Below are 26,088 nucleotides of genomic sequence, written 5' to 3'. Positions count from 1 at the left end.
TTATGGACAGGAAATTGGAGTTGTAGATTTATCAGGGTTTTGTATAACCATAGATATTTTAGTATTATCATCAATTTGCTGTAATACAATTTTATCCTGTAATCCCATTTTTATTAAGGTATCAAATAGGATTTGTTCCAATCCTTTCGAATTTAATACTTTTTTACCATTTATAGTTTGTGAAAATTCATTTTTCTTTAAAAGTACTGACATCAAAACTACCTGTTCGATATTCCAAATTTCTTTTTGAACATCAGAAAAACTATTAAATGGCGGTAAATCTGTTTGAAGCCCATTAAATCTTATTATATAATGTATTCCATTAGGTGCAATCAGTCCCATAAATGCATTAGTGGGATTAGAAGAACCATTATACCTGGCTATTTCTATTAAAGTGGCAATATCTGTCGAAGAAAAAATATCCACCTTTGTCCCGGTATGGTTATGATATCCTGCATTTAGAAGGGAAGGATCTCCAAAATTCACGCTATGGTCACTGTTTTCTGTGGTCGGTGAAACTGTGCCATTCTTTTTGATGCCGTATCCTTTCTCACCACCTGCTCCGCTGCTAATATGCGTTTTAAGATTTTGTATTACTTCTTTTACAGATGCTGTGCCAAGCTGGCTTTTTGTCTTTGTACACGGATCATTCTGCGTTGTGATCACCACCCCTCCATCATTCTGACCACAAGTAGATGCAGACATTCTATTAGCGGTGAAAGTAACTGTTTCAGTAGTCTCATTATCGCCGGGAAGCCGGTATTGCACTAGCATTGTTTGTCCACAACCATTTACATAAATTGCCCCAATAGGATTACCCCAATTATCTCGTATATAGTGAGAAAAAACCCAACCACCACAGCCGCTGCTACCTGAGCCACCACCTCCAGTATTAGGATAGCTTACAGGGCCGCCTGTTCCGGTTGGCCCATTCCCACCACCGGGATTCCCGCCACCACCGCCACCAGTTCCGCCACCGCCCCCCGGTCCTTGTGGCTGGGTCGGGCAGTCCGGGCAGGGCTCCGGATTACAGTTGCCTTTTCCGTTGAGATATGAGACAGTATTTTCCAAAACTCCTTCCAAAGAATAAGTATAGACTTTGCCGGAATAGCTTAGATAATCATTATTCCCATTCGCAAGCCACTCAGCGGTGGGCTCATAGACTACTACTTTTCCGGTGGTCATCTCAGCATTGTCCGCTTTCACCTCCAAATTGTAGGTCTCGGCAGTAGTATCTGTAACGGAAGATGACAGTATAGGGAAGGTGTAATACACCTCACCATTCTCGGTGATACTCTCGATAATGTAGCTTGTGACCACATCCCCAAAGGCGGTCTCCACTTTTCCCTGCGCAGAGTAAGAACTTCCCAATGGGACTTTGAAGTTATTGGTCTTGGCTTGCAGACTGCTCATGATTCCCGGGATCTCGTCTCTGGATACGAGCCTGAATTTAAGAGCTTGCTGGTTGTTGTGGGTTTCGTTGGCGTTGAAATTGTCATTCCTACAGCCAATCATGAGGATTGCCAGAATGGCAAACCACAATACATAGGTTTTTCTCATTGGTATTTTTGTTTTTAAGTTTATAAAACTAATGATTTCATATCAATTACACTATATTTTCAATTAAAAATTAAATATGATGTAATTAATTTTCCAAATATATAAAACAATTTTAATTATGGCAAATTTGCCATAATAATTTTTGCATATATTCTCAATCTTTGTTGTTGTGAAGACAAGCATAGATCAAGAGTTTATTATTTCATTTGGCAAAAACTTAAGAAAAATAAGAGAGTCAAAAAAGATGAGTATGCAAACTCTCGCTGACATCACAAACATAGAGTATTCACAAATAAGCCGAATTGAACGGGGTTTGATAAATACCTCAGTCGGCATTATTTATGAAATTTCCAAAGCCTTAGAAATAGACATCAAAGAACTTTTTAATTTTACTATAGAAAAATAATCAACAATTAATTAATCAAAAAAACAACACAAAAGATGAGAAAATTCATTCTTTCTATCCCGGCAAAAGCCGTTACGGATACCTACACTGCAACCATTACCGGAGCACTTACACCACTAACACCTTACAAGATCAACCTTACGGATGACAAGAAACCCGGCATGCGCACCATGGCAGAAGGCAGAGAAGGCTATGCCCGGTTAATATCAAGAATTGCAACACAATTCCCCGATGCGCTGAGCCGTGCAGATAACCCGGCGGAACTTAACGGGCTGCTGGATTACTACAGCAACCTGGAAGGCAACAGGATGGCGATTCTGCAAAATCTTGAAACTATCGAGGAAATCCAGCTGGGTGCTTCTGCAGATATCATGACACTGGCAGACCGTTACAAATCTAACCTGGAAATATCCAGACAAAATGATACTGCCCTGGACCTGGCAATGAGAGATGTGGATACATGGAACAGCAGGTTTGCCAACAAAGGCAATGATAATAAATCACCGGACAAAGAATAATATTTAAACCATACACTAACAAAGCCCGCCCTGCAAAATCCAGGGCGGGCTTTATTTTGAACAGGCCAGCTTACTTCTATGAATGGTTCGCCTATTACTTTCATAGGCTCGCCTACCTTTTGGATAGGCTCGCTTATAATTTTTACAGGCGTAGCTATGATTTTAATAGCCCAGCCTACCCTTTTTGTAGGCACACCTATGATTTTGACAGTTTCGCCTGCTATTTTTGCAGGTTTACCTGTCATTCTTTCAGGCTCCTACAGTTTTAACAAGTGAATTATACTTTTTTTAAAAAGACTAATAAATAAAAACCACAAGTCTAGGCTTGTGGTTTTTTATTCTTTAGTTGTAATTGTTTAGCTCGTTTTTTTCGTCTTTCGTAGATAACTTCGGTGATCTTCCCCCCAATCCAGGAGAACGGAAAGAAAATCAAGAATATCGATATCTTATAAAAAACGGGATGATAGGGATAGATGATGATATCCAGCATCGCAATGAAAAGCATAATGAAGCCTATCAGAATAGCATAAGCGACTTTAGCATATTTTACAATGATTGCCGTAACCACGCCCCCAAAAGTTACACCTAAGCCACCGAAAAACAGTAAGGCCACAAAAAAGGAATCTTTTTTCTCAACCGACTGGAGAAGTGCTTCCCAATGATCAAAAGGTGCAAACTGCTTGTAAGTAACCCAGTCGGAATCGATCTTTATCCCGAATGTGATAATGAGAGCGGCCACCGTTAAACCAGCCAAAACACCTAATGTATTCCTAAGAAAGTTCATTTAGTCTTTGTATGCAATCATTGATATTTCTACATCAACATTTTTTGGGAGACAAGATACCTGCACGGTTTCTCTTGCAGGAAACTGATCGTTACTAAAGTACGATGCGTAGATCTCATTCACGACGGCAAAATCATCCATACTTTTAAGAAAGATCGATGCTTTTACAGCATTATCAAAACTCATTCCAGCTTCATTCAGGATAGCTTGCAGGTTCTTCATCACCTGGTGCGTTTCCTTTTCGATGCCCTCAACCAGTTTTCCGGACTCGGGATCTACAGGAATCTGCCCAGAGATGTATAATGTTCCGTTGACTAAACAAGCTTGTGAATAAGGCCCGATGGCTGCAGGCGCTTCTGACGTATGAATGATCTTTTTCATTAGAAAAATTAAATTTTTACAAAACTATACAAATTTTCATTAAATCCTAAAAAGTACTGTTCGGCTGGGTAAAACTTCTCTCTTTGTATTTCACCGCATCTTTCAGGATATTGGCTTTGATACCGATGAAAAAATCGTAAACTTTATATTGTCCAAACGGAACCCAGTTGAAGGTAATGGTAAAACTACGCTGATCTCTGGAAAATCCTAATCTTGTGTAGCCTAAAACTTTTTTCTCAATATCATAATTGGTGCTTCCGTTGATGTTCCAATACGGCGTCAGCTTTATACTTCCGTCCAGACCAACAGTAGCAACCTTGTTAGCTGTTCTTGTAAGACCTCTTGTATAGGCATAGTTGGCATTCACGTTCAGAGTCCAGGTTGGCTGGTAATGGGAATAATTATCATCATCGAAATAATAATTTTCATTCCTTATCTCTCCTTTCTTTTTATATATCTTGGATAATTCTTCTTTCTTGCCAAAAATAGCCTCACTCATAGGATAAGATAACTGAACATTGAATCCCTGTAAGCTAAAGTGTCCGAAATTCTCTGTTCTCACACCAACATCACTACCATCGGTAAAAACAATTTCATAAGGTTCGATCGTCAGGCTGGAATTAACATTCAGTTTATTATTAAAGAAAGATGATTGTGCATTAACGCTGAAAACTGACCACTTATATTTTTCTGCAGCAAAATTATAGCCTCCGGAGATATTAAGATTTTCAAAGATCTTGACCTTTTTAACGCCGGTAGAGTCGGTTTTGGACTTTACCTTCATTTCAAGATTATTCGCAATGTTGAATCCAATACTTTGTGTAAGGCCCGAAGATGGCGCTCCGTAAATTCCGTTATCAAAAATAGAATAAGGTGTCATCTCACCTCTCGCATTAGAATAATTTTTGAAATAGCCCCAACTCCTGTCACCAAAATCAGGGGAATAAGTAAAACTGAAACTCGGGGTTACCATATGACGGATGGCAACAATAGGAGAGTTTTTAGCAAAATTCTTCTGACCATACAAGATTGTCTGCAGACTTGCACTGGTTGAAAATGTTGAATAGCCGGCAATCCCTTTGTTATATTTATCTTCCACAACATTGGTAACAGGATTATAGCTCTTCTCGAGCGTTTTGGTTGTCAAAACGTTATCTGCATTGGCACTCAGCGAGAATGTAAAAAACTTGGCTAACGTTGTATTCGTCGAGATCGAAATATTGTTTTTCGCTCCAGTTTTCAACTCATCCCACATCTCCTTTTTGAAAAGCTTATCTTCTGTTGTTGTCACATAATTACTTAGTGCCAGTCCCGTATTCACATTGATATTTTCCAATAATCCTGTTCTGACACCCGTTTTTGGTTTGAATAGATAGAATTGATTAATCGCCACTGTCATATCCGGCAGTCGCAAGTCTGTAAGCCCTGTTGCAAAATTCTGATTATAAGCTGCACTGGCACTTATCGTCACAGGGAGATTCAGAAATCTTTTGGTAACGTTAACTCTTGACGTTTGAGTCGTGTTAAGCACATTCTGATTAAAAATATAGTTGTTATTAACCGTATTATTATAGAACTTACTGCTGACAATATCCACACTCGCATTGAAGGTAAAATACGGATTAGCCTTAGAATCCTGAGAATGTCGCCAGGCAATCCGGAATGTTTTTGTTTTGGAGTAGTTATCAAGACCTTTTATGCCCCGAACTGTATAACCATAATCCGCGGCAAAGTTCCCGGAATATCTATATTTTTTAAGATAGTTAAGTTCCGGTTTTAGGTTCCAGCTGCCTTTTGTATAGATATCAGACAAAATTTTCAAATCGAAATGATCTCCAATCGGCTGATAATAACCCAATCCATTCAAAAAGAATCCGACATCCTGACGCTCACCAAAACTCGGAATCAAAATCCCGGCAGATCTTTTATCTGAAAAAGGAAGAATGGCGAAAGGCATAATCAGAGGTGTCGGCACCTGTTCTATATACATCTGGATCGGCCCGGTCACAAGCTGTGAGCTGTTTTTACCTTTGATTAATTTGATATTCGGTGCAGACATATGATAATCCGGAAGCGAATCTTTTTTCTTCAGAAAATATTCATCTGTCGTATAAATCGCCTTTCTCATAAAGAAAACCGAGTCATTATATTTTTTAGTTTTCTCCGCAACGATCACACCTTCGCTTTCTTCAGTTCTCGCATTGAAAGCAATGGCCTGTTTGGTCTTATAATTATAGATGACTTCGTTGTACTCGTATTTTTTGCCTCCTTGTGTTGCTACTGCGGGAACAGTAATCCTCCCTTTCTCATCCTGTTCACCTCTTGCATAGATCTTGCCGGTATCCCAATCTATCCTGATGTAATCTGCATCTATCTGCATATCCTGATAAATGATCTGAGCCTTTTTATTAAGAAATGTTTGTTTGTTAGATATGGATGAGCTACTTTTATATTCGGCTTTTGTCTTGACGACATCATCCAGTTGCTCTTTTGGTAAGATTGTATCTTTTTTTACAGATACGGAATCTCTGGATACTTTTAAAGTATCCTGAACACCAGCTTTTTTATCAATATTTTGAGGCACGGTTTGTGATAAAATATTGTTAAAAATTAGGATATTTAAAATTAGTAATATATTTTTGAAAATACTTCGAGCCAATGCAGTCATTCTGAAATTGGGTTCAAAATTAATTAAATTTTAAAGATTAAAATGACTACCCCGATATTTTATAAAAAATTTTTTTTTCTATTAACACTTTTTATTACGTGTAGTAATCTCTTTTCACAGAAAAAATTCACTATAGTTTTAGATGCCGGTCATGGTGGGAGTGACATTGGAGCTAACAGATATTATAGCGACATCGGAGCCGTCCAGGAGAAAAATGTGACGCTGGGCGTTGTTTTGAAACTTGGAAGAATGCTGGAAAAGAACAAGGATTATAAAGTCATCTACACCAGAAAGATTGATGAATATCCTTCCTTAACTTACAGGACAGATCTTGCGAATAGAAGCAAGGCGGATCTGTTCATTTCTGTCCATGTTAATTCTTCTCCGAGTAAAAGTGCAACTGCGCAAGGAACAGAAACATTTGTGCAAGGCCCTAATCAAAACAAAGCTAATCTGGATGTTGCAAAAGCGGAAAATGACGTAATCTTTTTAGACGAAAAAGATAAAGAAAACTTTGCATCATACAATCCAAACTCTCCGGAATCTCTGATTGCACTTAAAATCCAACAAAGCAAATATCTGGAAGCCAGCCTTATTATTGGCGGACTGGTAGAAGAAAATTTTGTAAAAAAAGATAAAAGATTGTCCAGAGGTGTAAAACAAGAGAATCTACACGTCCTGAGAATGAATGCAATGCCATCTATTCTTATAGAAACGGGTTTTGTCAATAACTATGATGACGCTCATTATATTTCCACAGAAGAAGGCCAGCAAGCCATTGCGGAAAGCATCTTCAACGCTATTACAAGTTATAAGAAAATGATTGACAGAAATGTGAAGGAACCAGAGCCTGAAAAACCTGTTGAGCAACCATTAAAAAATGATTTCAGGATTCTATTAATGAGCACACCTACCAAATATAATGATGATGACCCTGCTCTTAAAGGACTCAAATACATTTTACCAATCAAGGAAAACGGAGCTTATAAATACTATTACGGAACAACCAACTATGCATCAGTAAGAGATACAAATCTAAAAACAGCAAAAGATGCGGGATTCCGTAATGCTATATCAATCAGCTTTGTTCCGAATCAGGCACTTGGAATAGGCTATTATACAATTGAAGTTTACACCGGAAAAGACAAACTGGATTCAAAATCTGTCATTTTGAAATCACTTCCGGATATTGTTAGAACAAAAGAAAACGGAATGTTCTACTATACAAATGGCAAATACAAAACTTTGGAAGACGCCGTCAAAGCCCAAAAGGAGCTTGAAGGGAAAGGAATCACCAATACGGTTATTGAGAAAAAGCTGAAATAGATAAAAACTGTTGCAGAAAAAATATAAAGTCCATACTTTTGCAGACTGAAATATAATGGCCTATTCGTCTAGTGGTTAGGACTCAAGATTTTCTTTCTTGCAACAGCGGTTCGATTCCCCTATAGGCTACAATTGAAAAACAAAATGAAAGTTATCGATGATAGCTTTCATTTTTTTATCCGAATCAAAGTCTAAAAAATATCAAAAAAACATTTTGAATTTTAAAAAATATCTATACTTTTGCAACGCCTTAAAAGAGGAATGAAGAGCACTAAATCTTCATAATCAAAAAATGATTCTAAAATCATAAATCAGCTCGATCAAGGCAAAATAAATTTTAATTTTTTTTTAAAAAGTTTGCAAATTAAAAAATAGTTTTTATCTTTGCACCCACATTTGAACGATATGGCAAATCATAAATCAGCACTTAAGAGAATCAGACAAAACGAGGTAAGAAGACTTCGTAACAGATACTACCACAAAACTGCTAGAACAGCTTTGAAAGTATTAAGAAATGAAGCGGATAAAACTGTTGCTGCTGAGCAACTTCCAAAAGTAATCTCTTTGTTGGATAAATTAGCTAAGAAAAATATTATCCACAAAAACAAAGCGGCTAACTTAAAAAGTAAATTAACTAAGCACGTTAACAGCTTAGCTTAAGATAAGAGTCTGGCCCGTTCGTCTATCGGTTAGGACCTCAGATTTTCATTCTGGTAAGAGGGGTTCGATTCCCCTACGGGCTACTTAAAATACCTTCATTAATTTTCTGGAGGTATTTTTTTTAAAACATTTAGAATCTGTTTTTCATTGGAATAATAGATCTGAAGCAAACATAGAAAATTAACATGGCCCGTTCGTCTATCGGTTAGGACCTCAGATTTTCATTCTGGTAAGAGGGGTTCGATTCCCCTACGGGCTACTTAAAAAACCTTCAGTCATTCTGAAGGTTTTTTATTTTTATTATATTTGATCATTATTTGAAACTATGACAATCCTCATCATCAACGGACCCAATCTTAACTTACTTGGAACACGTGAACCAGAAATCTACGGCTCTGTTTCTATGGAAGATTATCTGAACGAACTAAGAACAGAATTTAACACTGACGAAATTTTGTATTACCAATCCAATATTGAGGGAGAATTAATCAATCGATTGCAGGAAGATGATTTCGAAGCTGTAGTTATTAATCCAGGTGCTTTTACCCATTATTCTTATGCGATTTCAGATTGCCTTAAGAATATTGGCAAACCTAAAGTTGAAGTTCACATCAGCAATATCTACAAACGTGAAGAATTCCGAAAAAAATCTGTAACCGCGGAAAGTTGCGATGCTGTGATTTCCGGATTTGGGATGAAAGGCTATAAATTAGCAATCCAAAGTTTAAAATAAAAAAGAATCTCACGTGAGATTCTTTTTTGTTTATTCTATTTTGACAAAAAACTTACCGACCGGCGTGCCTTCTGCCATATTGCTTTTGGCCAATATCAGCCAGTACTCGCCTTTTTGTTTGGTTTCATATTCTATAGTTTGTCCAAATGGTCCGTCGAAGGTATTGTCCGGCATTCGGATTTGATTGAATCTCAAATTCATTAGCTTTTCTGTTTTGATGTAACCATTGATTTTGGCTTGGTTGAGATTTTCTAATTTTAAAATCAGTTGGTCATCCGGATTTTTGATTTGGAGATTGAGACGAATTGGCATTTTTGATGCGTCGACGGTTACGATATTTTGATTCGATTCTTTTTCGGTCTTCAAAATGGTTGATAATGAATCCACCGGTTTTTCAATTGTGGTGATAGTATCTACTTTCTGTTCTTTGATTTCCGGTTCTTTTTTACAGGCGACCAAAAACAGTGGAATTAATGCCAAATATTTTAAACTATTTACTTTTTGGTTTTTCGATATTAATTGTTTCATAATATAAAATTTTTGAAAGAAAAGTTTCTTTTTGATAAGACATAATTCTTTCCTGGAGTTTATTTTTCATTTCGAGATTTCCGGTTTTCTCAGCATAGTCCAGCAAAGTTTTCTCATTGTAATTGATGGAAACGAGGTGGTAATTGTCGGCAAAATCCTTTCTTTTGATATTGTTTACAGTGATAATTCCACCCCAATTGACGTAACTGCAAACCAAAATCAAGCCATAACACGCCCAAAACATTTTGTTGAAAAGAAACGCATTGGTCTTCCTTTTTTGGATCTTAATGAAAGTAAAAATCAATCCGATCAAAGCCATTGCCAGGAAAGCATAAACACCGAGACGTTTGTAAGTCAAACCATAATTGATGATGTATTCTGAATTTTTAAGGGAAGCTGAGATGACCAAAACAGCATTCAGAACAATCCAGATTTTAGCTGAAATCTTAAGTGATTTTGCTTTTTCATCAAAATTAAATCCTTTTTTGAAATAAAATAGTATGACGAGAATCGCCATCACGATGGACATTATCACAGCGTTGACACGTTCGTGCGTTTCAGCACTCAAGCTATCGGCCGATTTTGTGATTTCGAAAAACTGTTCGTAATTGTAAGTGACAATGAAAATCAACAGCAAAATATTAAGCGCAGAAAGAGAAATAAATCCGCTGGTCCTTTCGGAATCGATATCCAGGAAAGAAAATGTTGGTTTTTGAATTTTGACTAAGCCAGAAAAATCATCATTCAAATATCTGTTTTGTTTGAAAATAAATCTTTCCACTCCGAAATTCCAGAAAATAAAACCGATATAAAATCCGGCAATTGCCAAAACAATAAAAGTTAAAGGCTGAAACTCAAGCTCAGAATCTTTAAATATATTAGCAAAATGGTCACTCCCAAAAGCGTAAATGAAAAAGAAAATTGTGATAAAAAACGCAGGGATGAGAACAATGGCGATGAGTTTTTTTGCAAAACTTCTCTCTCTGGATTTCTCGTACCATTGCTCTATGTTGAAAACTCTTCCCAAGAATGTGAAGAGATTCAACAATAGAACTTCAATATATAGAAATGGTTTTAGTTTCGGATAAGTTCCTCTGAATCTCAATAAAAAAAGTGAGATGAAAACAGCAACAAACGATATAGCATCACCAAACCAGGCAAAAGCTAATGATGAGAAAATAGAGGTTACAAAAAGTGTAAGAAATGTTCGGTTCTTGAATTCTGTTTTAGTTTGAATGTAAGTCAGAATGCTCAGGAAAATCCCGAAGATTCCCAGATTGAGCGCAATGTATTCTTTGTAAAAGAGAATGATAACTGCCAAAACTGTGATGAAGATTAAATGATGTTTTTTCATAATGATAGATGTTTTTAATTGTTTTTTAACACAAGGAGCACAAGGTTTTTGCACAAAGAGCACTATTTTTTTTTCGTATTTATAAAATTGAAAGCTTTCAATCGTGCACATTGTGAAGACATTTGTGTTCTTTGTGGTTAAATTTATATCGATTTAAGTGTGAACAATGTAATCTCCGGTCTGCAATTGAACCGGACCTGATAAGAATGTCCGAGGGCGCGATTGATATAAAGCATTCGTCCATCTTCCAAATCGATGATTCCGGAAGTGTATTTTCTATTTTTTACAGGCAAAATCAATGGCGGAAGAAAAGGCGGCTTACACTGTCCACCGTGTGTATGTCCGGATAAAATCCAGCCTTTATAATTATTCCAGACATCCAAATCGCAAACATCGGGATTATGGCAAAGAATGAGATTAGCTTCGTCCTGATTAATAGTTTTTGTTAAATTTTCAGGATGAAAATTGTTGCCCCACAATTCTTCAAAACCATAGATATTAAGTCCAGAATAATTCACTTTTTCATCCCGAAGAACTTGGATCTTAGAATTTGTCAATATTTTTGAAACCTCATCCGCAACATATTCTTCTCTCCATTCTGCGCCGTAATCGTGATTGCCAAGAATTGCTACAGTTCCGAGAGTTCCAAGAATTGCTTCTTTCATTACAGTTTTCAATTGTTCAAATTGTTCAGCATTATCTTCCCAACAGACAAAATCGCCGGTGTAAACCACAAAATCAGGTTTGTAAGTTTTAGCTTTTCCGAAAGAATCGATCAAATAATTATAATCGAATCTGTTACCAACGTGCAAGTCTGAAATCTGCATCAGGACTTTGTTATGTAGACTTGAAGGTAGATTTTTGATTGGTAAATCTTGTTTGACAAACTCCAAAACGGTTCAATTTGCCAACTGTAGAATAACGATAATCCTGCTGTTGCGAGTAATGATTTTTTGATGAATGATTTTCTGGTCATAGGTTTTTATTTTAAATACAAGGTTCATAAGGTTTTTGCACAAAGAGCACTAATTTTAATTTTATAGTTTTAGATTTTTTCGAATAAAACATTTGTGTCCATTGTGAAAATATTTGTATTCTTTGTCGTTATTGATAATAAAGTTCTTTGAATTACAAAGTTAATTTTCAAAAAAAATCGGGAGTTATCTTCCCAACAATTTCTCTAAGTTATTGATATGTTCTTTGAAAGCATCTCGTCCTTTTTGTGTGACACGGTAAGATGTTTTTGGCTTTTTGCCTACGAATTCTTTTTTGATTTCTATATATTCAGCTTTTTCGAGAGCGGAACTGTGGCTTGCCAGATTTCCATCAGTGGCATTCAGCAGGTTTTTCATTTCGGTAAAATCAACCCAGTCGTTGACCATCAGAACGGACATAATGCCCAATCTTACACGGCTTTCGAATTCTTTGTTGAGTTGATTGATGTTTAACATTACTTAAAAATAAATGATAATTGATGAGTGATAATCGATGACATTAAAAAAGTTAATCATACTTTCTATACATCAAAATCCCATAAAAAATATGCAAAAATCCAAAACCTACCGCCCAAAAAATCAGTCCCCAACCCAACCAAAACAAAGCAACAATCCCAAGAATGACTTCGCAGATTCCAAGATATTTAACATCACTTAAGGTATATCTTTCAGCATTAATCAAACCTAATCCATAAAAAATGAGCATTGACGGCGCAATTAAAGGAAAATAATGATGATACCAAAGCGCAATGCAAAAAAATCCGCCTGTAACTAATGGAATTGCAAAGTTGGCTAAGAGTCTTTTGGTAATAGAATCCCAAACTTTCAGGTTTTTCTTTTTACCCTTTCTTGCTGTGAAAATATAACCGCTGGAAATTGCCAAGACCAAAATTACCAAAGCAACAAAGAACAGTTCCTGAGCTAAAGCTGGCGTATAAATGTTTCTTTCTCCATCAAAATAATCAACACCTTCTCTCTGGAAAATGAAGTAAACATAAATGGAACCCAGAAGCGCAACAATACCTGCAACAACACCGGACAAGCCACTCAATGAAATAAATCTCGAACTGCGCTCCATCATTTGACGGATATGTGCTAATTCATCTTGGTAATTTTTCGATTCCATAAAAAGAACTTTGAATTACAAAGTTATAATTTATTTTAAAACTCCAAAATAAAATTTGAAGTTTTTACATTTTATTTTCTTATAAAACTTTAAGTTCCGTAACTTTCTTACCAATTTTATAAACCGTACCACGGAAACCTGCTACGACCTCATCATTCTGGTTTTTAATTGTAATATCATAAATAGCCGTTTTCCTAGTATCGTTCAAAAGGATACTTTCAGCAGTTAGAACATCGCCATTTTTTGCAGCTTTTGTGAAATTGATATAACAATTGAGCGCCACCGCAGCTTCACCACTATTGTTGGAAGAAAACGCCAACGCCGAATCTGCAAAAGCAAATGTAACACCACCGTGAACAGTTCCAAGTCCATTAATCATCTCCGATTTGACTGGCATTTTTATAAGACAGTAATTATCTTTGATTTCGGTCAGTTCAATTCCGAGCCATTGAGAAAACAAATCTTTCTCAAACATATATTCCGCCGTTTCGCGAGCATTCATAAATTATACTTGATGATTGATAAATGATTAAATTTCTTTAATCTCTAAAGTTCTCCGATTCTCAAACATTCAAACTTATTTCCCTTTGTAATTTGGCAAACGTTTCTCGATGAAAGCGGCAACACCTTCCTTGAAATCTTCGGTTTCTGCTGCATCTTGCTGGATAATGGATTCATAGTCCAGTTGTTCGTTCAATGTAAAGTTGTAAGATTTATTAAAAGCTTTTTTGGTCAAATAAAGAGCTGTTGTTGCAGCATGGGAAAGCCGAGTCAAAACTTCCATAGATTTCTCCACAAATTCCGAATCTGCAAAGACATCAGCAACCAGACCAATTTTTTTAGCTTCTGTTGCAGGAACCTTTTTACCCGTGAAAGACAAATAACTTGCTAATTGCCTTCCTACTAATTTGGGTAGATAATATGTCCCGGCAGTATCAGGAATCAAACCGATATTGGCAAAAGCAAAAGAGAAATAAGAGCTTTCTGTCGCCAAAGTAAAATCACATATCGAAGCCAGCATTGCACCTGCTCCAACTGCAGGTCCGTTGACCAAAGCTATTACCGGTTTTTTACACTTAACAATTTCAAGAACCAAAGGATTATAATATTCGATCACAAATCTCTGGATTGTTCTATCATCCTCATCGAAACCCAAAGCTTCCTTCAGGTTCTGACCGGCGCAAAAAGCTTTTCCTTTCCCAGCAATTGCAATACATCTCACATTACCGTCATTGCTGAATTTGTGAACTGCATTCCGCAATTCTCCAAGCATCACTTGGGTAAGACTGTTATAACTTTCGGGCTGGTTCAGGTAAATCAGTTGCAGTTTTCCATCGAACTGAGCATCTATCTCTATTTGTGAGTACATAGTTTTACTTTTTAAATATTAGCAATTTAATATATTTTATTGAAAGGATTAAATAAAATTCTATTCTCAAAATAACAAAAGCCGATCAGTGATGATCGGCTTTAAAAATTATAATTAATCAAGACTATTTGATGATTAATTTTTGAGTATAATTAGCTTTTGGAGAAGTTACTTTCAATAAGTAAACACCTTTCGTCAAATTAACATTGAATTCATTTGTTGACTCGCCAGTTATTACATTGAAACCTGAGTTGTGAACTACTCTACCATTCATATCATAGATAGTCACATTGGCATTTCCGCCAAGATCTTTGGATTTGATAAAGAAGTTTCCATTTGAAGGATTAGGATAAACTTTGATATTGTTAGAATTGAAAGCACTTTCGTTTACCGCCAATGCTTGAGAATCTCTTGTACAAAGCTCTAAAGACCAGCTAGTAATTTTACCAACAAGATTTCTTACATTATCAGATGCAAATAGGTTCCAAGTACCTTTAGTACCGTTTCCTTTAAAAATATTAAGAGCTTCGTCTGGTTTTACTGTTCCAGAAATTGGAGAAGCGCAGACATAAGCTGAACCTTCATCGCTAAAAGTAGCGTTAATTCCGGAACTTGTACATTTTCTATTCCATAGCCAAGCCGTCTGTCCCAACGGACCTTCTATTCCAACTACAATCTGGCTCGTTCTTGGATGTTCAATAATTGGTTTAACTCTTATTTTTGTAATAACACCGCTATCCGTAACATTGATGGGAACTAATACTTGTGGTGAAGAAATTGGACCGCTTGTAGTTCCCGTCCCATCATTGATATCAACAGCCGGACCTGTATAACTGTAAGTATTACAAACTTCTCCGTTCACGCTGTAATCGATAACAAAACTGGAACTCATTGCAAAATAAATGTTGTTTACAGCTTCAATCATTATATAAGCATTCGCTGTTGTAGATCCTGCAGGAATTGTAACCGTCTCATCACCATCATTTGCAGTATTTGCAGCAATAGTGCTCCAAGTTTTACCTCCGTCTGTTGATAATTTAATATTAACTGTTGTAGTATTTATCGGAGCAACATTGGTATTGGCAACATTCCACTTAACGTTATAAGTATTACCAGATGTAAGCGCATCTCCAAATACTGGTGCTGTTACTACAAATGGTCCAGCTGCAGCACTAACAGTAATTTTCATAGCATCAGTCTGTGTTTGCTGACCATTCGGAGAGTTATCTCTTGCCGTTAATGTAAAATCAAGTGTTCTTGCCACACTGGAAAGAGCTTCCCATCTTGTAGCATTAACACCAGCCAGAACTTTCCCATATTCTGGAAAGTATCTTACAGTTGTTGATTTTGGTGGAAACATTTTGAAATTAGGTCCTCCCGCTTTCGTAGGTGAAGCATAAGAGCCTGTCGTAAACTGAGCAGTTCCTGAAGCAGAATTATTTTGCTCCCAAACATAAGTCATAGGGTCATTTTCTGCATCAGTAACTGTACCTTTCAATACAAAAGGCGTACTGATAGGAATAGTTACATCCGGACCTGCATCTACAACAGGAGGTGTATTAACTATGGGTGTATTAACCGCACATGCTTTATTCGCAAGATTATTTTGAATTTGCTGAATATTTCTATAAGTGAAAAAATCATTAGAATTGAACTGAGTATCATATTGGCCCGTGATACCGGTATAAGCCATAATTGTGTTTCCACTTCCTACCTCCACTTGCACTCCGGATCCTTCTGAACCACTGTAGGTATGTGTATGGTTGGCTCCAACCTGATGACCCATTTCGTGAGCAACATAATCAATATCAAAAATATCGCTTACTGGAATATAATGTGACGTAAAAGCAGATCCCTTACTGCTGTTGGTACAGATACAACCAATACAGCCTGCATTACCATTTGGACTGTCATAGGCTAAAAGGTGTCCTATATCATAATTGGCAGCCCCTATTGCAGATGTTATTGCAGATTGAACCTGTGAATTATATGATCCGGATGTAGTATAAGGATCTGTTGTTGCATCCAGATAAATGATATCCAAATTATTAGGAATCAAATTAAAGTGAACGGCAAGATCTTTTTCATAGAGAGAGTTGACACGATTCACAGTATTATTGATTGCCGCAAGCACTACAGCTTTCTTTTCTGCATCTGTTGCTGATCCTGCATTAGCTCTTGTAATGTGATATTGAGAATATTCTGCCTGAGCAGACATTGCCAGTCTGAAAGTTTTATACACCTGATTATTAGATTTTCCGGTAGTATGTACATCTGCCTCGTCAGCCATCTCATTCATAGTACTGCATACAAAAGCCTCTTTTTCATCTAATAGTCTGGACGTAGACTCATAAGCGGCATATACATTACTACCTTGTGCATAGGGTTCAATAAAACTTGATCCGCCACTTTTCAGCATTGTTGAGGATACTCCAAGATCAGAAATACTGAATCTTAAATATGCAGTAGGATCTGTAATCCCAATTCCCATGTACGATCTGATATTTGGGAACTGAGCCTGTAACTCTGGTGAGAAGTTAGAATATTCCCATACTTGGAACTTTTGCAGTTGTCCTTTTTCATCAGGCATCAGAATTTCAATACCTTTTTGTCCTGAAAATTTTTGAGGCGCATTTTGCAATTTGGAAATCAAAGCATCTTTATTTAGTGAAAAAAGCTGTTTTTCCTGAAGATTTGCAAACTCTTCTTTTACTTGTTTGCCTGTAAAATTACTGACCTTTGACCATTGACTGAATCCCAAAAACGGCAAAGCAAATACAGAGAATAATAGATATTTTTTCATATAACATTATTTTTCTGCAAATTATGAATTTTTAAACGAATTAAATAATTCTGTTACACAAAAAATAGATATAATGTAATATTAATTGCAAAAAAGTCAGAAGAAAACCCCTGACTTCTATAATAATTTAAAATATGAGTTACTTTTTTATCAGCTTATTGGTAAAAGTATTTCCGTTTTCGGTTTTAGTCTGGACAATATAAACTCCATTTTTTAGATGACTGATATTAATTTTAGTATCATTGGAACTAATTGATTTAATAAGACTTCCATTAGTTGAGTAGATATTTGTTGAAACAATCTTAGTTCCACTTAAGCCCTTGAATTCGAAATAATCCTGAGCCGGATTCGGATAGATTCCAATTTTAGAATTGAAATCAGTATCGGAAACATTCAAAATATCACACTCCGCCTGAAGCTCATATAAACCTTCCATATTCACCAGCTGAAACCAGTCGAAATTATTACCTCCCATTGCTACGCTTTCTCCAATTACTCCTTCGCCGGTATCAAAATGACCTGTTGTGGACCAGGCATTGGCATCAGACTTTACTCCGAACCAAATTCTTCCGTCAGACATTGTCCCATTCAAAAGAATCGGATTTGCTAGCTTCACTTTTATTTTTCTTACAACAAATTCATGCAACGGTTCATAGCCAACTTCTTCATAAGACTCGATAGTGCTGTCAGTAATCTGCAGAATCTGTTGGTTCGGAATATTTCTTCTCGGGTCTTCCGGATCTTCCGGAGTGGAAAGAATATTATTATAAAAAACAAAATTGACAAATGTTGGTGGAAATTTACTGGAGAGCGTTACAACGATACTATTGATTTTAATCGTTTGATTAGCTTCGATCGGAATATCAACAGCCGCCTTTTGCCCACCATTTCCGATGATGAAAACACCATTCTCTTCATCTGTATCATTGATAACAATGGCATTACAACTTTCTGCTTTTGCCGCTGATTTGGTTTGAGTTTTAACTTCTCCGGATAATGATTGGGAAACAGAATTTCCGTAACCTAAATTCTGTGAAAAGGTAAATATCGAGCCTAATGCCGACACAAAAAATACAATTTTCTTCATAATTAATTTTTTAAGATTTAATAAAATACAATGAGATAATCTCATCAACCATAACAATATTTTATCTCATTGGTGAAGTAAATGTATATACTTTAAGAATTAAAAAATAGTAAAACATTTTCGAAATATGATATTTCGAAAAATAAAAACAGATCTTAAATCACTGATAAATAAAAGATTAAATATTCCTATGTTTCTTTTCCGCTTCTCTCAAAAAAGCGGATGGAGAAATCCCTGTGACATTTTTAAAAACCGTTGTAAAAGAACTATGGGAAGAAAACCCGGCTTGTTCCCCCAAATAACTAATTTTATATTTGAGAAATTCCGGACGCTCGTTGATTTGCTTACAGATATAGTTTATCCGAAGCTCGTTGAGATATTGATTGAAGTTTTTCCCTTTATGTTTTTTAATCGTTTCCGAGAGATAGGTCGGATTGGTTTTGAACATCACCGCCAGACTTGCAACCGTCAGTTTTGAATTGGTAAATTTCGCCGACTCTTCAAACTTATCTAATTTTTCTAAAATATTGGACTCAGCAGAACTTGGAATCGAGAAAGATGGTTTTTCTTTTTGCTCAATTTCCGGTTGAATAATTTCTTTTGATTCTGGAGTTTCTTTTACTTCTTGTTTCTCAAGATTGGTGATGAAGTTTTGATAAAGAATTTTTTCTTTCCTTCTTTTCTGATTGATATAAAAAACACTCATTCCTCCAATCAAAACCAATAAACCACAACCAAAAATCAGAAGTTGATTATAGCCTTCTTTATCAGAAATTTTCTCCAGCAGATTTTTTTGTTCTTCTGAAACGGCTGTATTAATAGCATTAAGATTATTCTTTTTAACATCCGGCTCCAGGTCCAAAAGTTTCTCAGAATACTCAATATATTTATCGTGACTATTCAAGGCTTTGTAAGAAGCAATCAGTTTTTTGTACATATCAGCTTTTAACCGGTTATCTTTAAAAGCATCTTCTTTCAGAACTGTTTCCAAAGAATCTATTGCTCTTTGATGCTCATTTTTAGCAGCATAAACTTTAGCTAAATTGTTATAAATAAAATATTTAAGTTCTTTATTTTCATTATCACGAATTGCCAAAGCTTTATTCAGAAAATACTCAGCGGAATCATTTTGCTTCAGATAAGCATAAGAAACACCGATATTATAAAATGCTCTGCGATACTGGAAAATATCCTTTTTGTTGAAAGTTCCATTCATCTGCAAAAATTTAAGAGCTTGCTGATAATCTTTCTTCGCTTCTGTAAAATTTTCTTGATCTGCTTTTAAATTGCCATATTCAATAAACAAACGCGCTGTGAGAAAATTCTTTTCATAACCATTTGGAAAATGATCCAGTTCGTGCTTCGACAAATCGAGATAAGGTTTTATTTTTTCAGGAAAATTGAGAAACGAATATTGATTAGCAATTGACCCGTAGATTTTTGCTTTAAGTTTTGGATTGTCTAATTTCTCAGCAATTTCTTTGGCTTTGAAAAGCATTTCAGTTGACTTTGCAAAATCAGGTTTTCCGATTTTCAGATAACCATCTGCCATTTTCATCCGAACTTCATATTTCTCTTCGTCAGAAATCGGTTGTTCCAATTTTTTAAGACTTTGTCTAATGATTTGCTCAGACGAAATTTTACTTTTATCCAAAGTCTCAGCACCAGACAGGTCTTCCTGATTTTGCTTTTGGCCAAAACAAAATGGAGTCGTAAAAACTAAAAAGAAAATTAAGATAAGACGATTCAAGTCCAGATTTTATTCACTCAAATTTATAAAATAAAAATCCCGAATTAAAATAATGATGAATGTTTTCAAAAACCTGTTACAAATTGACAATTATTTTTAATCTAAATTCTAAACTTTCGGAAATTTTGTCTCTTTAAATCAATACAAAATTAAACAATTCGGAAATTTTGTCCTTAATTTTTAAAAATTCATCAATAGAACACTTTTTGTGATTAAGGTTTCAGAATTAAATGATTGATGAAGCATTAAGATTAGAATTAGCAACTTTGATCTTAATGTTTTTTGACAAAACAAAAATCATTGTTTTCAAATTGATAATTGTATAAATTTTGTATTAATCAATCAACTATAAACCAACAACAATCAACTAAAATATTATGAACTTAAACCAATATACTGTAAAATCACAAGAAGCCATCCAGGCTGCACAACAAGTGGCGATGGAATTTGGCAATCAGCAGATTGAACCTCAACATATACTTGAAGGAATTTTTCAGGTAGATGAAAATATATCACCTTTCTTACTGAAAAAATCTGAAGCAGATGCTACTTTAGTAAGAGAGCGCAACCGGGAAAGTTTAGAAAAGCTTCCGAAAGTACAGGGAGGAAACATTTATCTTTCACAATCGGCAAACAAAGTGTTACTTGATGCACCCAACATCGCTAAAAAAATGGGCGATGAATATGTAACGATCGAACATTTATGGCTTTCTCTTTTGGAAACCAATTCAGAAGTTTCGAAAATGCTGAAAGATATGGGCGTTACGAAAAACCTTTTGGAAGGCGGAATTAAAGAATTAAGAAAAGGCTCAAAAGCAACTTCTGCAAGTTCGGAAGAAACTTATCAGTCCTTAAATAAATATGCAAAAAACTTCAACGAATTAGCAGCAGAAGGAAAATTAGATCCCGTAATTGGTCGTGATGAAGAAATCAGGAGAGTTTTGCAGATCCTTTCCAGAAGAACAAAGAACAATCCGATTCTGATTGGTGAACCCGGTGTTGGTAAAACTGCTATCGCTGAAGGAATTGCCCACAGAATTATCAGCGGAGACGTTCCTGAAAACCTAATAGATAAGACTTTATATTCATTGGATATGGGAGCTTTGATCGCCGGTGCCAAATACAAAGGTGAGTTTGAAGAGCGTTTGAAATCCGTAGTAAATGAAGTGATCAAATCAGATGGACAGATTATTCTTTTCATCGACGAGATCCACACTTTGGTGGGAGCCGGAGGCGGTGAAGGAGCGATGGATGCAGCAAACATCTTGAAACCTGCCTTGGCAAGAGGTGAATTAAGAGCTATCGGTGCAACGACTTTAAATGAATATCAAAAATATTTTGAAAAAGATAAAGCGTTGGAAAGACGTTTCCAGAAAGTAATGGTGGAAGAACCAGATACGGAATCAGCAATTTCCATCCTTCGTGGAATTAAAGATAAATATGAAGCGCACCACAAAGTAAGAATCAAAGATGAAGCTATTATTGCTGCAGTTGAGATGTCTCAAAGATATATTTCAGACAGATTTTTACCGGATAAAGCGATCGATTTGATTGATGAAGCTTCTGCGAAATTAAGAATGGAAATCAATTCAAAACCTGAAGAGCTGGATGTTTTAGACAGAAAACTGATGCAGATGGAGATTGAATTGGCTGCGATTTCAAGAGAGGGAAATCAGACGAAAATCGATCATTTGAAAGAAGATATTTCGAAAATTTCTGAACAGAGAAATGAAATCAATGCAAAATGGCTGAAAGAAAAACAAAAATCTGAAGACTTAACTCAGATCAAAAAAGATATAGAATCTTTAAAATTAGAAGCAGAAAGAGCTTCAAGAGCAGGAGATTATGCAAAAGTAGCGGAAATTCAATATGGAAAGCTTCGTGAAAAAGAAGAAGAGCTTGGAAAACTTGAACTTGAAATGCAAAATCATCAGAATGAACTGATTAAAGAAGAAGTAACTTCTGAAAACATCTCTGAAGTGATTGCAAAATGGACAGGAATTCCTGTAACCAAACTCCTTCAATCTGAAAGAGAAAAATTATTAAATCTTGAAACTGAACTTCATCACAGAGTTGTAGGACAGGATGAAGCAATTACAGCTGTTGCAGATGCCATTAGAAGAAACAGAGCAGGATTAAGTGACGATAAAAAACCAATCGGTTCGTTCTTATTCTTAGGAACAACCGGAGTCGGAAAGACCGAGCTGGCAAAAGCCTTAGCAGAGTTTTTATTCGATGATGAGAACAATATGACGAGAATCGATATGAGTGAATATCAGGAACGTCATTCCGTTTCGAGGTTGGTTGGTGCGCCTCCCGGATATGTCGGTTATGATGAAGGCGGTCAGTTGACCGAAGCAGTAAGAAGAAGACCTTATTCTGTGGTGCTTTTGGATGAAATTGAAAAAGCGCATCCTGATGTTTTCAACACGTTGTTACAGGTTTTAGATGATGGCCGTTTGACGGATAACAAAGGTAGAGTGGTAAATTTCAAAAACTCGATTATCATTATGACTTCGAATTTAGGTTCGCACCTGATTCAGGAGAATTTTGAAAATATTACTGATGAGAATCAGGATGAAATTGTTGACAAAACAAAAGATCAGGTCTTTGATTTATTGAAACAAACGTTGCGTCCGGAATTCCTGAACAGAATTGACGAGGTGGTATTGTTCCAGCCTTTAAGAAAAAAAGAAATCGGAAAAATTGTAACTTATCAGTTGAGAGGATTCAATGATATGTTGGCAAAACGTAATATCATTATGACTGCAACTCAGGACGCCGTAGATTATCTGATGAATAAAGGGTATGATCCTGTTTTCGGAGCCAGACCGTTGAAAAGAGTGATCCAACAGGAAGTTCTGAATAAATTATCCAGAGAAATCCTTGCAGGAACTGTGAATGACGGTGACAGAATTACTTTGGATTATTTCGAGGAAACAGGTTTGGTTTTCAGACCGGTGGAATAAGAGTTAAATTTTTTCTTCATATTAAATACTATTTTAAACAAGAAAACCTCAGCTACTTTGGCTGAGGTTTTTGATTATTCCAAAGAAATCACCTTATCCAAATCCAGTAAAAGATAATTAATATTCTGATTAATGGTTCTCGTTGCAGACTGCATCTGATTCAGCATCGATGCGCGATTGTGCAAATCTGACGAACGGTAAAGTCCGCCGTTTCCGAAATTCACCGATCGATTCGCCGCATTTTCATCGCTGTCAAACTGGTACTGAATCCATCTTTGCTTCATATTCTCTATGATAGAATGTTGGCGGTTTCCTGTAAATTTTTTCTCGGTGTACATATACCAGATAAACGGCGGAAAATTTTTAGACTGTAATTTTTGTTCCCAAATGTCACGCAGAAGATTTCGCTCATGAATGAATTCCACTTTTTTACCCTTCGGATTAAAAGTTGCCAAACCCAGCCCAGCTCCCAACAAACCACCACCGATATTCACAGCATTTTCCACACCATTGTCTTTGATAACACCGCCTGCAACAGAGGTTACTGCGCCGGTAATAATTGAGAAAAGAATCAATCTATTATTTCGGTTGCTGTTAATATTGTCTACATAATTGGCCATTTGTGCAACCCTTTCACCTTCGCAGTCAAATTCTGCAGCAACAGCATCCAACTCAGTCAGTGCAATACTGATTTTACTATTGATTTTTGTTTTCAGCTGAACCACTCTTAATTGAGATTTTAGAGTCGAATCTTTTTTCAATTCAATAATTTTCTCTGCTTCATCAATACTTTCCAGAGCATTCAAGATCAAAATGCTTTGGTCAGAAAAATATTGCTTGAGTTTCTGATTGGCATTAATAATAGAGTCAGAATTATAGGAAGGAACTTTCTGGGAATAATTGTACTGCAAAGGCGCTTTACAATAACTATCTTTCAGTGTCAGAATATTCTGCTGAATAGTTTTATTCTTCTGCGAAACACAAGACGAAAAGAAAAGCAAAATCAATAAAAGACCAATTTTTTTCATTCGAAATCAATTCACTTAAACTAAAATTAAAGCATTTTCAAATTATCATCCGGTGTATAATCCATAAAAATACCTCCATCCAGGCTAATGGATTTAATTTTCCTTTTCGTTGGGATCGTCAGATTTACCGACTTTTGATTTTTCTCCCAAGCTGCTGGTGTAAAATGAACTTTCTCCAGAGAATTATCTTCATAATTCAAAACTACATCAAACGGAATCGCAAAGCCACCAACATTATCCACGGTTAAAATCGTCTGATTCTCTTTCTGAGAAAAGAAACTGATTTTCAAATCAATATAATTATTCGTGTAAAACCAATTGTTGAAAAACCAATTCAGATTCTTTCCGGAACCAGTATTCATAGAATTAAAATAATCCCATGGAATCGGATGCTTCCCGTGCCAGTTGTCCATATAATGATGAAGTGCTTTTTTGAACAATTCATCACCCAAATAATCCTTCAGAGCCAAATAACTCAACGCCGGTTTCACATACGCATTATTCCCATAACCTGCACCAGAAAGTTGAGAACTTAGCATAATAATCGGTTGATCTTGTTCCGTAGAAGCATCATTAATCCAACGCTTCACTCGGAAGTTTTTCATAAATTGATCTGCAGCTTCTTTTCCGTTTTCATCTATGCCAATCAGATATTCCAGCATAGTTGCCCATCCCTCGTCCATATAAGCATATCGTGTTTCATTGATGCCCATATAGAAAGGAAAGTAAGTGTGCGCAATCTCATGGTCAGCAGTCAGTCTCGCATCCCGCAGATCATCAGGAATACTCGTATCGTTTATCATCATCGGATATTCCATATCAGCGTAACCCTGGATAGCAGTCATCACTGGAAACGGATATTCAACACCTGGCCAATTGTCTGTAAACCATTTCAGGTTGTAACGCATCCATTCCGTATATTGTTCAAAATCTTTAGCACCGGCATTGTAAGCAGACTGCACACTAGCCCTTTTGGTTTTTAACTGGACGCTTGATGCATCCCAAACATAATGATTGCTTAGCGCAAAACAAAAATCAACAATATGATCAGCTCTGAATTTCCAGATATTCCAATCATTCTGTTTCGTCACTTTCCCTGATTTCATTTCTTCGGCATTCGCAATATGAATGATTTTATCCGATTTTAATGATTCTTTGAAACGTTTAAGATATTCCGGCTGTAGTACCTCATCAGGATTCAGAAAATCTCCCGTTGACCAAACCACAAAATTCTTCGGTGCAGAAATCGAAAAAGAATAATCATTAAAATCATTATAAAACTCCTGTCTGCCGTTATGCTGCAACATATCCCAACCGTTGTAATCATCATAAACCGAAACTCTCGGGAAAGAATAGGCGACATAAAAAGTTTCGGGATCAATTTGTCCCTCTCTTCCACTTTCTTTCGCCAACGGATATTCCCATTCGATTTTGATTTCGGTTTGAGATTTTGAAGCCAATGGTTTGGTCAGTTTCACAGCCTCCACTGTTGACCAGTCATCACTATTAATGTTGTATTTTTCATTGTTGATAAAGAAGGATTTGATTTTAAGCCCATCCGTTAAAGCATCTTTTGGAGTATATCCAGCTCTCCCCGATTGTGGTTTATTGACATTATTCACAAAACGAATCGCTAAAACCTTTAGCTCATCCGGACTATTATTAGAATACTGAATCGTTTCGGAACCGGAAACAATCTTTGTTTTGGCATCCACTTTTACGTTCACATTATAAACTCCTTTGTTTTGCCAGTAGTTTTTCCCTGGTTTTCCAGACATATCACGTGTTCCGTCAGCATAAGCTTTTTTGATATTTCTCGGCATATACAATTCCTGAGCTGTAGCCGTTGTTCCAATCAGCAACAATAATAATAGTTTATTCATCCTTCAAATTTTAAATACCAAAAATAAAACTTTTATACCAGAAAGAATTTTCACCAATCAATAAGCGATATAATTCTTATTTCTGGGATAAAATCAATTTAAACAAACGATTAATTAAATAATATTCAACACATACTAATAATTGTTAAATATTTTATAA

General features: G+C 36.0%; 22 protein-coding genes and 3 tRNA genes. 9 read left to right on the top strand and 16 right to left on the bottom strand.

The features are described from left to right. A complete protein-coding gene (locus QOL71_RS10635; RefSeq protein ID WP_283416908.1) occupies positions 1 to 1,560 on the bottom strand; it encodes a hypothetical protein in 1,560 nt (519 codons plus the stop codon). 169 nt (positions 1,561 to 1,729) lie between these two features. Here QOL71_RS10635 and QOL71_RS10630 point away from each other — a divergent pair, with 169 nt between their 5' ends. Beyond that, entirely contained in the window at positions 1,730 to 1,966 is a 237-nt protein-coding gene (locus tag QOL71_RS10630) for a helix-turn-helix domain-containing protein (RefSeq protein WP_283416907.1), read from the top strand. 35 nt (positions 1,967 to 2,001) lie between these two features. After that, positions 2,002 to 2,484 carry a hypothetical protein gene (locus QOL71_RS10625; RefSeq protein ID WP_283416906.1) on the top strand — a complete coding sequence of 161 codons (483 nt, stop codon included), beginning with the start codon at positions 2,002 to 2,004 and terminating at the stop codon, positions 2,482 to 2,484. Positions 2,485 to 2,803: 319 nt separating this feature from the next. Here the strand turns inward: QOL71_RS10625 and QOL71_RS10620 are convergent, their stop codons facing one another. Genes QOL71_RS10620 through QOL71_RS10610 form a run of 3 tightly spaced genes read right to left on the bottom strand, consistent with a single transcriptional unit; the run spans position 2,804 to position 6,317 of the window. Further along, complete coding sequence (locus tag QOL71_RS10620) at positions 2,804 to 3,268, bottom strand: hypothetical protein (RefSeq protein ID WP_283416905.1); 465 nt, start codon at positions 3,266 to 3,268, stop codon at positions 2,804 to 2,806. Then, entirely contained in the window at positions 3,269 to 3,649 is a 381-nt protein-coding gene (locus QOL71_RS10615; protein WP_283416904.1) for a RidA family protein, read from the bottom strand. Between the two features lie 46 nt (positions 3,650 to 3,695). Beyond that, complete coding sequence (locus QOL71_RS10610; protein ID WP_283416903.1) at positions 3,696 to 6,317, bottom strand: putative LPS assembly protein LptD; 2,622 nt, start codon at positions 6,315 to 6,317, stop codon at positions 3,696 to 3,698. A gap of 42 nt (positions 6,318 to 6,359) precedes the next feature. Here QOL71_RS10610 and QOL71_RS10605 point away from each other — a divergent pair, with 42 nt between their 5' ends. The 6 genes from QOL71_RS10605 to aroQ all read left to right on the top strand — a co-directional run bounded on the left by QOL71_RS10605 (position 6,360) and on the right by aroQ (position 9,036). Then, positions 6,360 to 7,643 carry an N-acetylmuramoyl-L-alanine amidase family protein gene (locus tag QOL71_RS10605; protein ID WP_283416902.1) on the top strand — a complete coding sequence of 428 codons (1,284 nt, stop codon included), beginning with the start codon at positions 6,360 to 6,362 and terminating at the stop codon, positions 7,641 to 7,643. 57 nt (positions 7,644 to 7,700) lie between these two features. Then, positions 7,701 to 7,772, top strand: a tRNA-Glu gene (locus tag QOL71_RS10600). Between the two features lie 276 nt (positions 7,773 to 8,048). Beyond that, complete coding sequence (rpsT, locus tag QOL71_RS10595; protein ID WP_120212569.1) at positions 8,049 to 8,303, top strand: 30S ribosomal protein S20; 255 nt, start codon at positions 8,049 to 8,051, stop codon at positions 8,301 to 8,303. An 11-nt stretch (positions 8,304 to 8,314) separates the two neighbouring features. Then, positions 8,315 to 8,386 (top strand) — tRNA-Glu (locus QOL71_RS10590). A 104-nt stretch (positions 8,387 to 8,490) separates the two neighbouring features. Next, a tRNA-Glu gene (locus QOL71_RS10585) sits at positions 8,491 to 8,562 on the top strand. Between the two features lie 66 nt (positions 8,563 to 8,628). Beyond that, positions 8,629 to 9,036, top strand: coding sequence for a type II 3-dehydroquinate dehydratase (aroQ, locus tag QOL71_RS10580; RefSeq protein ID WP_283416901.1), 408 nt, complete (start codon positions 8,629 to 8,631; stop codon positions 9,034 to 9,036). Between the two features lie 30 nt (positions 9,037 to 9,066). Here aroQ and QOL71_RS10575 read toward each other — a convergent pair whose 3' ends face one another. The 10 genes from QOL71_RS10575 to QOL71_RS10530 all read right to left on the bottom strand — a co-directional run bounded on the left by QOL71_RS10575 (position 9,067) and on the right by QOL71_RS10530 (position 20,048). Further along, on the bottom strand, positions 9,067 to 9,564 hold the full coding sequence (locus QOL71_RS10575; RefSeq protein WP_283416900.1) for a hypothetical protein: 498 nt from the start codon (positions 9,562 to 9,564) through the stop codon (positions 9,067 to 9,069). Continuing rightward, a complete protein-coding gene (locus tag QOL71_RS10570; protein ID WP_283416899.1) occupies positions 9,527 to 10,918 on the bottom strand; it encodes a DUF4153 domain-containing protein in 1,392 nt (463 codons plus the stop codon). Before QOL71_RS10570 ends, QOL71_RS10575 begins: the two co-directional genes overlap by 38 nt. Positions 10,919 to 11,061: 143 nt before the next feature. Beyond that, on the bottom strand, positions 11,062 to 11,745 hold the full coding sequence (locus QOL71_RS10565) for a metallophosphoesterase (RefSeq protein WP_346772095.1): 684 nt from the start codon (positions 11,743 to 11,745) through the stop codon (positions 11,062 to 11,064). A gap of 333 nt (positions 11,746 to 12,078) precedes the next feature. After that, positions 12,079 to 12,369, bottom strand: a complete 291-nt coding sequence (locus tag QOL71_RS10560; protein WP_248874359.1) for a winged helix-turn-helix domain-containing protein — start codon at positions 12,367 to 12,369, stop codon at positions 12,079 to 12,081. Between the two features lie 52 nt (positions 12,370 to 12,421). Further along, positions 12,422 to 13,039 (bottom strand): hypothetical protein, encoded by a 618-nt coding sequence (locus QOL71_RS10555; protein ID WP_283416898.1) that lies wholly within the window; start codon positions 13,037 to 13,039, stop codon positions 12,422 to 12,424. Between the two features lie 79 nt (positions 13,040 to 13,118). Continuing rightward, positions 13,119 to 13,541, bottom strand: coding sequence for a hydroxyphenylacetyl-CoA thioesterase PaaI (gene paaI / locus QOL71_RS10550; protein ID WP_283416897.1), 423 nt, complete (start codon positions 13,539 to 13,541; stop codon positions 13,119 to 13,121). Positions 13,542 to 13,616: 75 nt separating this feature from the next. Beyond that, positions 13,617 to 14,408, bottom strand: a complete 792-nt coding sequence (locus tag QOL71_RS10545; RefSeq protein WP_283416896.1) for an enoyl-CoA hydratase/isomerase family protein — start codon at positions 14,406 to 14,408, stop codon at positions 13,617 to 13,619. Between the two features lie 124 nt (positions 14,409 to 14,532). Beyond that, the gene (locus QOL71_RS10540) at positions 14,533 to 17,211 is read right to left on the bottom strand and encodes a reprolysin-like metallopeptidase (protein ID WP_283416895.1); all 2,679 of its coding nucleotides are present in this window, start codon (positions 17,209 to 17,211) and stop codon (positions 14,533 to 14,535) included. 139 nt (positions 17,212 to 17,350) lie between these two features. Further along, positions 17,351 to 18,298, bottom strand: a complete 948-nt coding sequence (locus QOL71_RS10535; RefSeq protein WP_283416894.1) for a T9SS type A sorting domain-containing protein — start codon at positions 18,296 to 18,298, stop codon at positions 17,351 to 17,353. A gap of 178 nt (positions 18,299 to 18,476) precedes the next feature. Continuing rightward, the gene (locus QOL71_RS10530) at positions 18,477 to 20,048 is read right to left on the bottom strand and encodes a helix-turn-helix domain-containing protein (RefSeq protein WP_283416893.1); all 1,572 of its coding nucleotides are present in this window, start codon (positions 20,046 to 20,048) and stop codon (positions 18,477 to 18,479) included. Between the two features lie 377 nt (positions 20,049 to 20,425). On the opposite strand from QOL71_RS10530, the gene clpB reads away from it, so the two are divergent. Beyond that, a complete protein-coding gene (gene clpB, locus QOL71_RS10525; protein WP_283416892.1) occupies positions 20,426 to 23,017 on the top strand; it encodes an ATP-dependent chaperone ClpB in 2,592 nt (863 codons plus the stop codon). 74 nt (positions 23,018 to 23,091) lie between these two features. Here clpB and QOL71_RS10520 read toward each other — a convergent pair whose 3' ends face one another. Continuing rightward, positions 23,092 to 24,045, bottom strand: coding sequence for a hypothetical protein (locus QOL71_RS10520; RefSeq protein WP_283416891.1), 954 nt, complete (start codon positions 24,043 to 24,045; stop codon positions 23,092 to 23,094). Positions 24,046 to 24,071: 26 nt separating this feature from the next. Beyond that, a complete protein-coding gene (locus tag QOL71_RS10515) occupies positions 24,072 to 25,928 on the bottom strand; it encodes a M1 family metallopeptidase (protein WP_283416890.1) in 1,857 nt (618 codons plus the stop codon). Positions 25,929 to 26,088 lie beyond the last annotated feature (160 nt).

This window comes from Epilithonimonas pallida (assembly GCF_900182975.1).
Lineage (GTDB): Bacteria > Bacteroidota > Bacteroidia > Flavobacteriales > Weeksellaceae > Epilithonimonas > Epilithonimonas pallida.
This window is presented reverse-complemented; position numbering and strand designations above follow the sequence as displayed.

Excerpts from the sequence above, each read along its gene's own strand:
- QOL71_RS10535 (WP_283416894.1), bottom strand. The coding sequence starts at position 18,298 with ATGAAGAAAATTGTATTTTTTGTGTCGGCATTAGGCTCGATATTTACC.
- QOL71_RS10635 (WP_283416908.1), bottom strand. The coding sequence starts at position 1,560 with ATGAGAAAAACCTATGTATTGTGGTTTGCCATTCTGGCAATCCTCATG.
- QOL71_RS10555 (WP_283416898.1), bottom strand. The coding sequence starts at position 13,039 with ATGGAATCGAAAAATTACCAAGATGAATTAGCACATATCCGTCAAATG.
- QOL71_RS10615 (WP_283416904.1), bottom strand. The coding sequence starts at position 3,649 with ATGAAAAAGATCATTCATACGTCAGAAGCGCCTGCAGCCATCGGGCCT.
- QOL71_RS10575 (WP_283416900.1), bottom strand. The coding sequence starts at position 9,564 with ATGAAACAATTAATATCGAAAAACCAAAAAGTAAATAGTTTAAAATAT.
- rpsT (WP_120212569.1), top strand. The coding sequence starts at position 8,049 with ATGGCAAATCATAAATCAGCACTTAAGAGAATCAGACAAAACGAGGTA.
- QOL71_RS10545 (WP_283416896.1), bottom strand. The coding sequence starts at position 14,408 with ATGTACTCACAAATAGAGATAGATGCTCAGTTCGATGGAAAACTGCAA.
- QOL71_RS10625 (WP_283416906.1), top strand. The coding sequence starts at position 2,002 with ATGAGAAAATTCATTCTTTCTATCCCGGCAAAAGCCGTTACGGATACC.
- QOL71_RS10540 (WP_283416895.1), bottom strand. The coding sequence starts at position 17,211 with ATGAAAAAATATCTATTATTCTCTGTATTTGCTTTGCCGTTTTTGGGA.
- QOL71_RS10605 (WP_283416902.1), top strand. The coding sequence starts at position 6,360 with ATGACTACCCCGATATTTTATAAAAAATTTTTTTTTCTATTAACACTT.
- QOL71_RS10565 (WP_346772095.1), bottom strand. The coding sequence starts at position 11,745 with ATGCAGATTTCAGACTTGCACGTTGGTAACAGATTCGATTATAATTAT.
- clpB (WP_283416892.1), top strand. The coding sequence starts at position 20,426 with ATGAACTTAAACCAATATACTGTAAAATCACAAGAAGCCATCCAGGCT.
- aroQ (WP_283416901.1), top strand. The coding sequence starts at position 8,629 with ATGACAATCCTCATCATCAACGGACCCAATCTTAACTTACTTGGAACA.
- QOL71_RS10560 (WP_248874359.1), bottom strand. The coding sequence starts at position 12,369 with ATGTTAAACATCAATCAACTCAACAAAGAATTCGAAAGCCGTGTAAGA.
- QOL71_RS10515 (WP_283416890.1), bottom strand. The coding sequence starts at position 25,928 with ATGAATAAACTATTATTATTGTTGCTGATTGGAACAACGGCTACAGCT.
- paaI (WP_283416897.1), bottom strand. The coding sequence starts at position 13,541 with ATGAATGCTCGCGAAACGGCGGAATATATGTTTGAGAAAGATTTGTTT.
- QOL71_RS10620 (WP_283416905.1), bottom strand. The coding sequence starts at position 3,268 with ATGAACTTTCTTAGGAATACATTAGGTGTTTTGGCTGGTTTAACGGTG.
- QOL71_RS10520 (WP_283416891.1), bottom strand. The coding sequence starts at position 24,045 with ATGAAAAAAATTGGTCTTTTATTGATTTTGCTTTTCTTTTCGTCTTGT.
- QOL71_RS10610 (WP_283416903.1), bottom strand. The coding sequence starts at position 6,317 with ATGACTGCATTGGCTCGAAGTATTTTCAAAAATATATTACTAATTTTA.
- QOL71_RS10570 (WP_283416899.1), bottom strand. The coding sequence starts at position 10,918 with ATGAAAAAACATCATTTAATCTTCATCACAGTTTTGGCAGTTATCATT.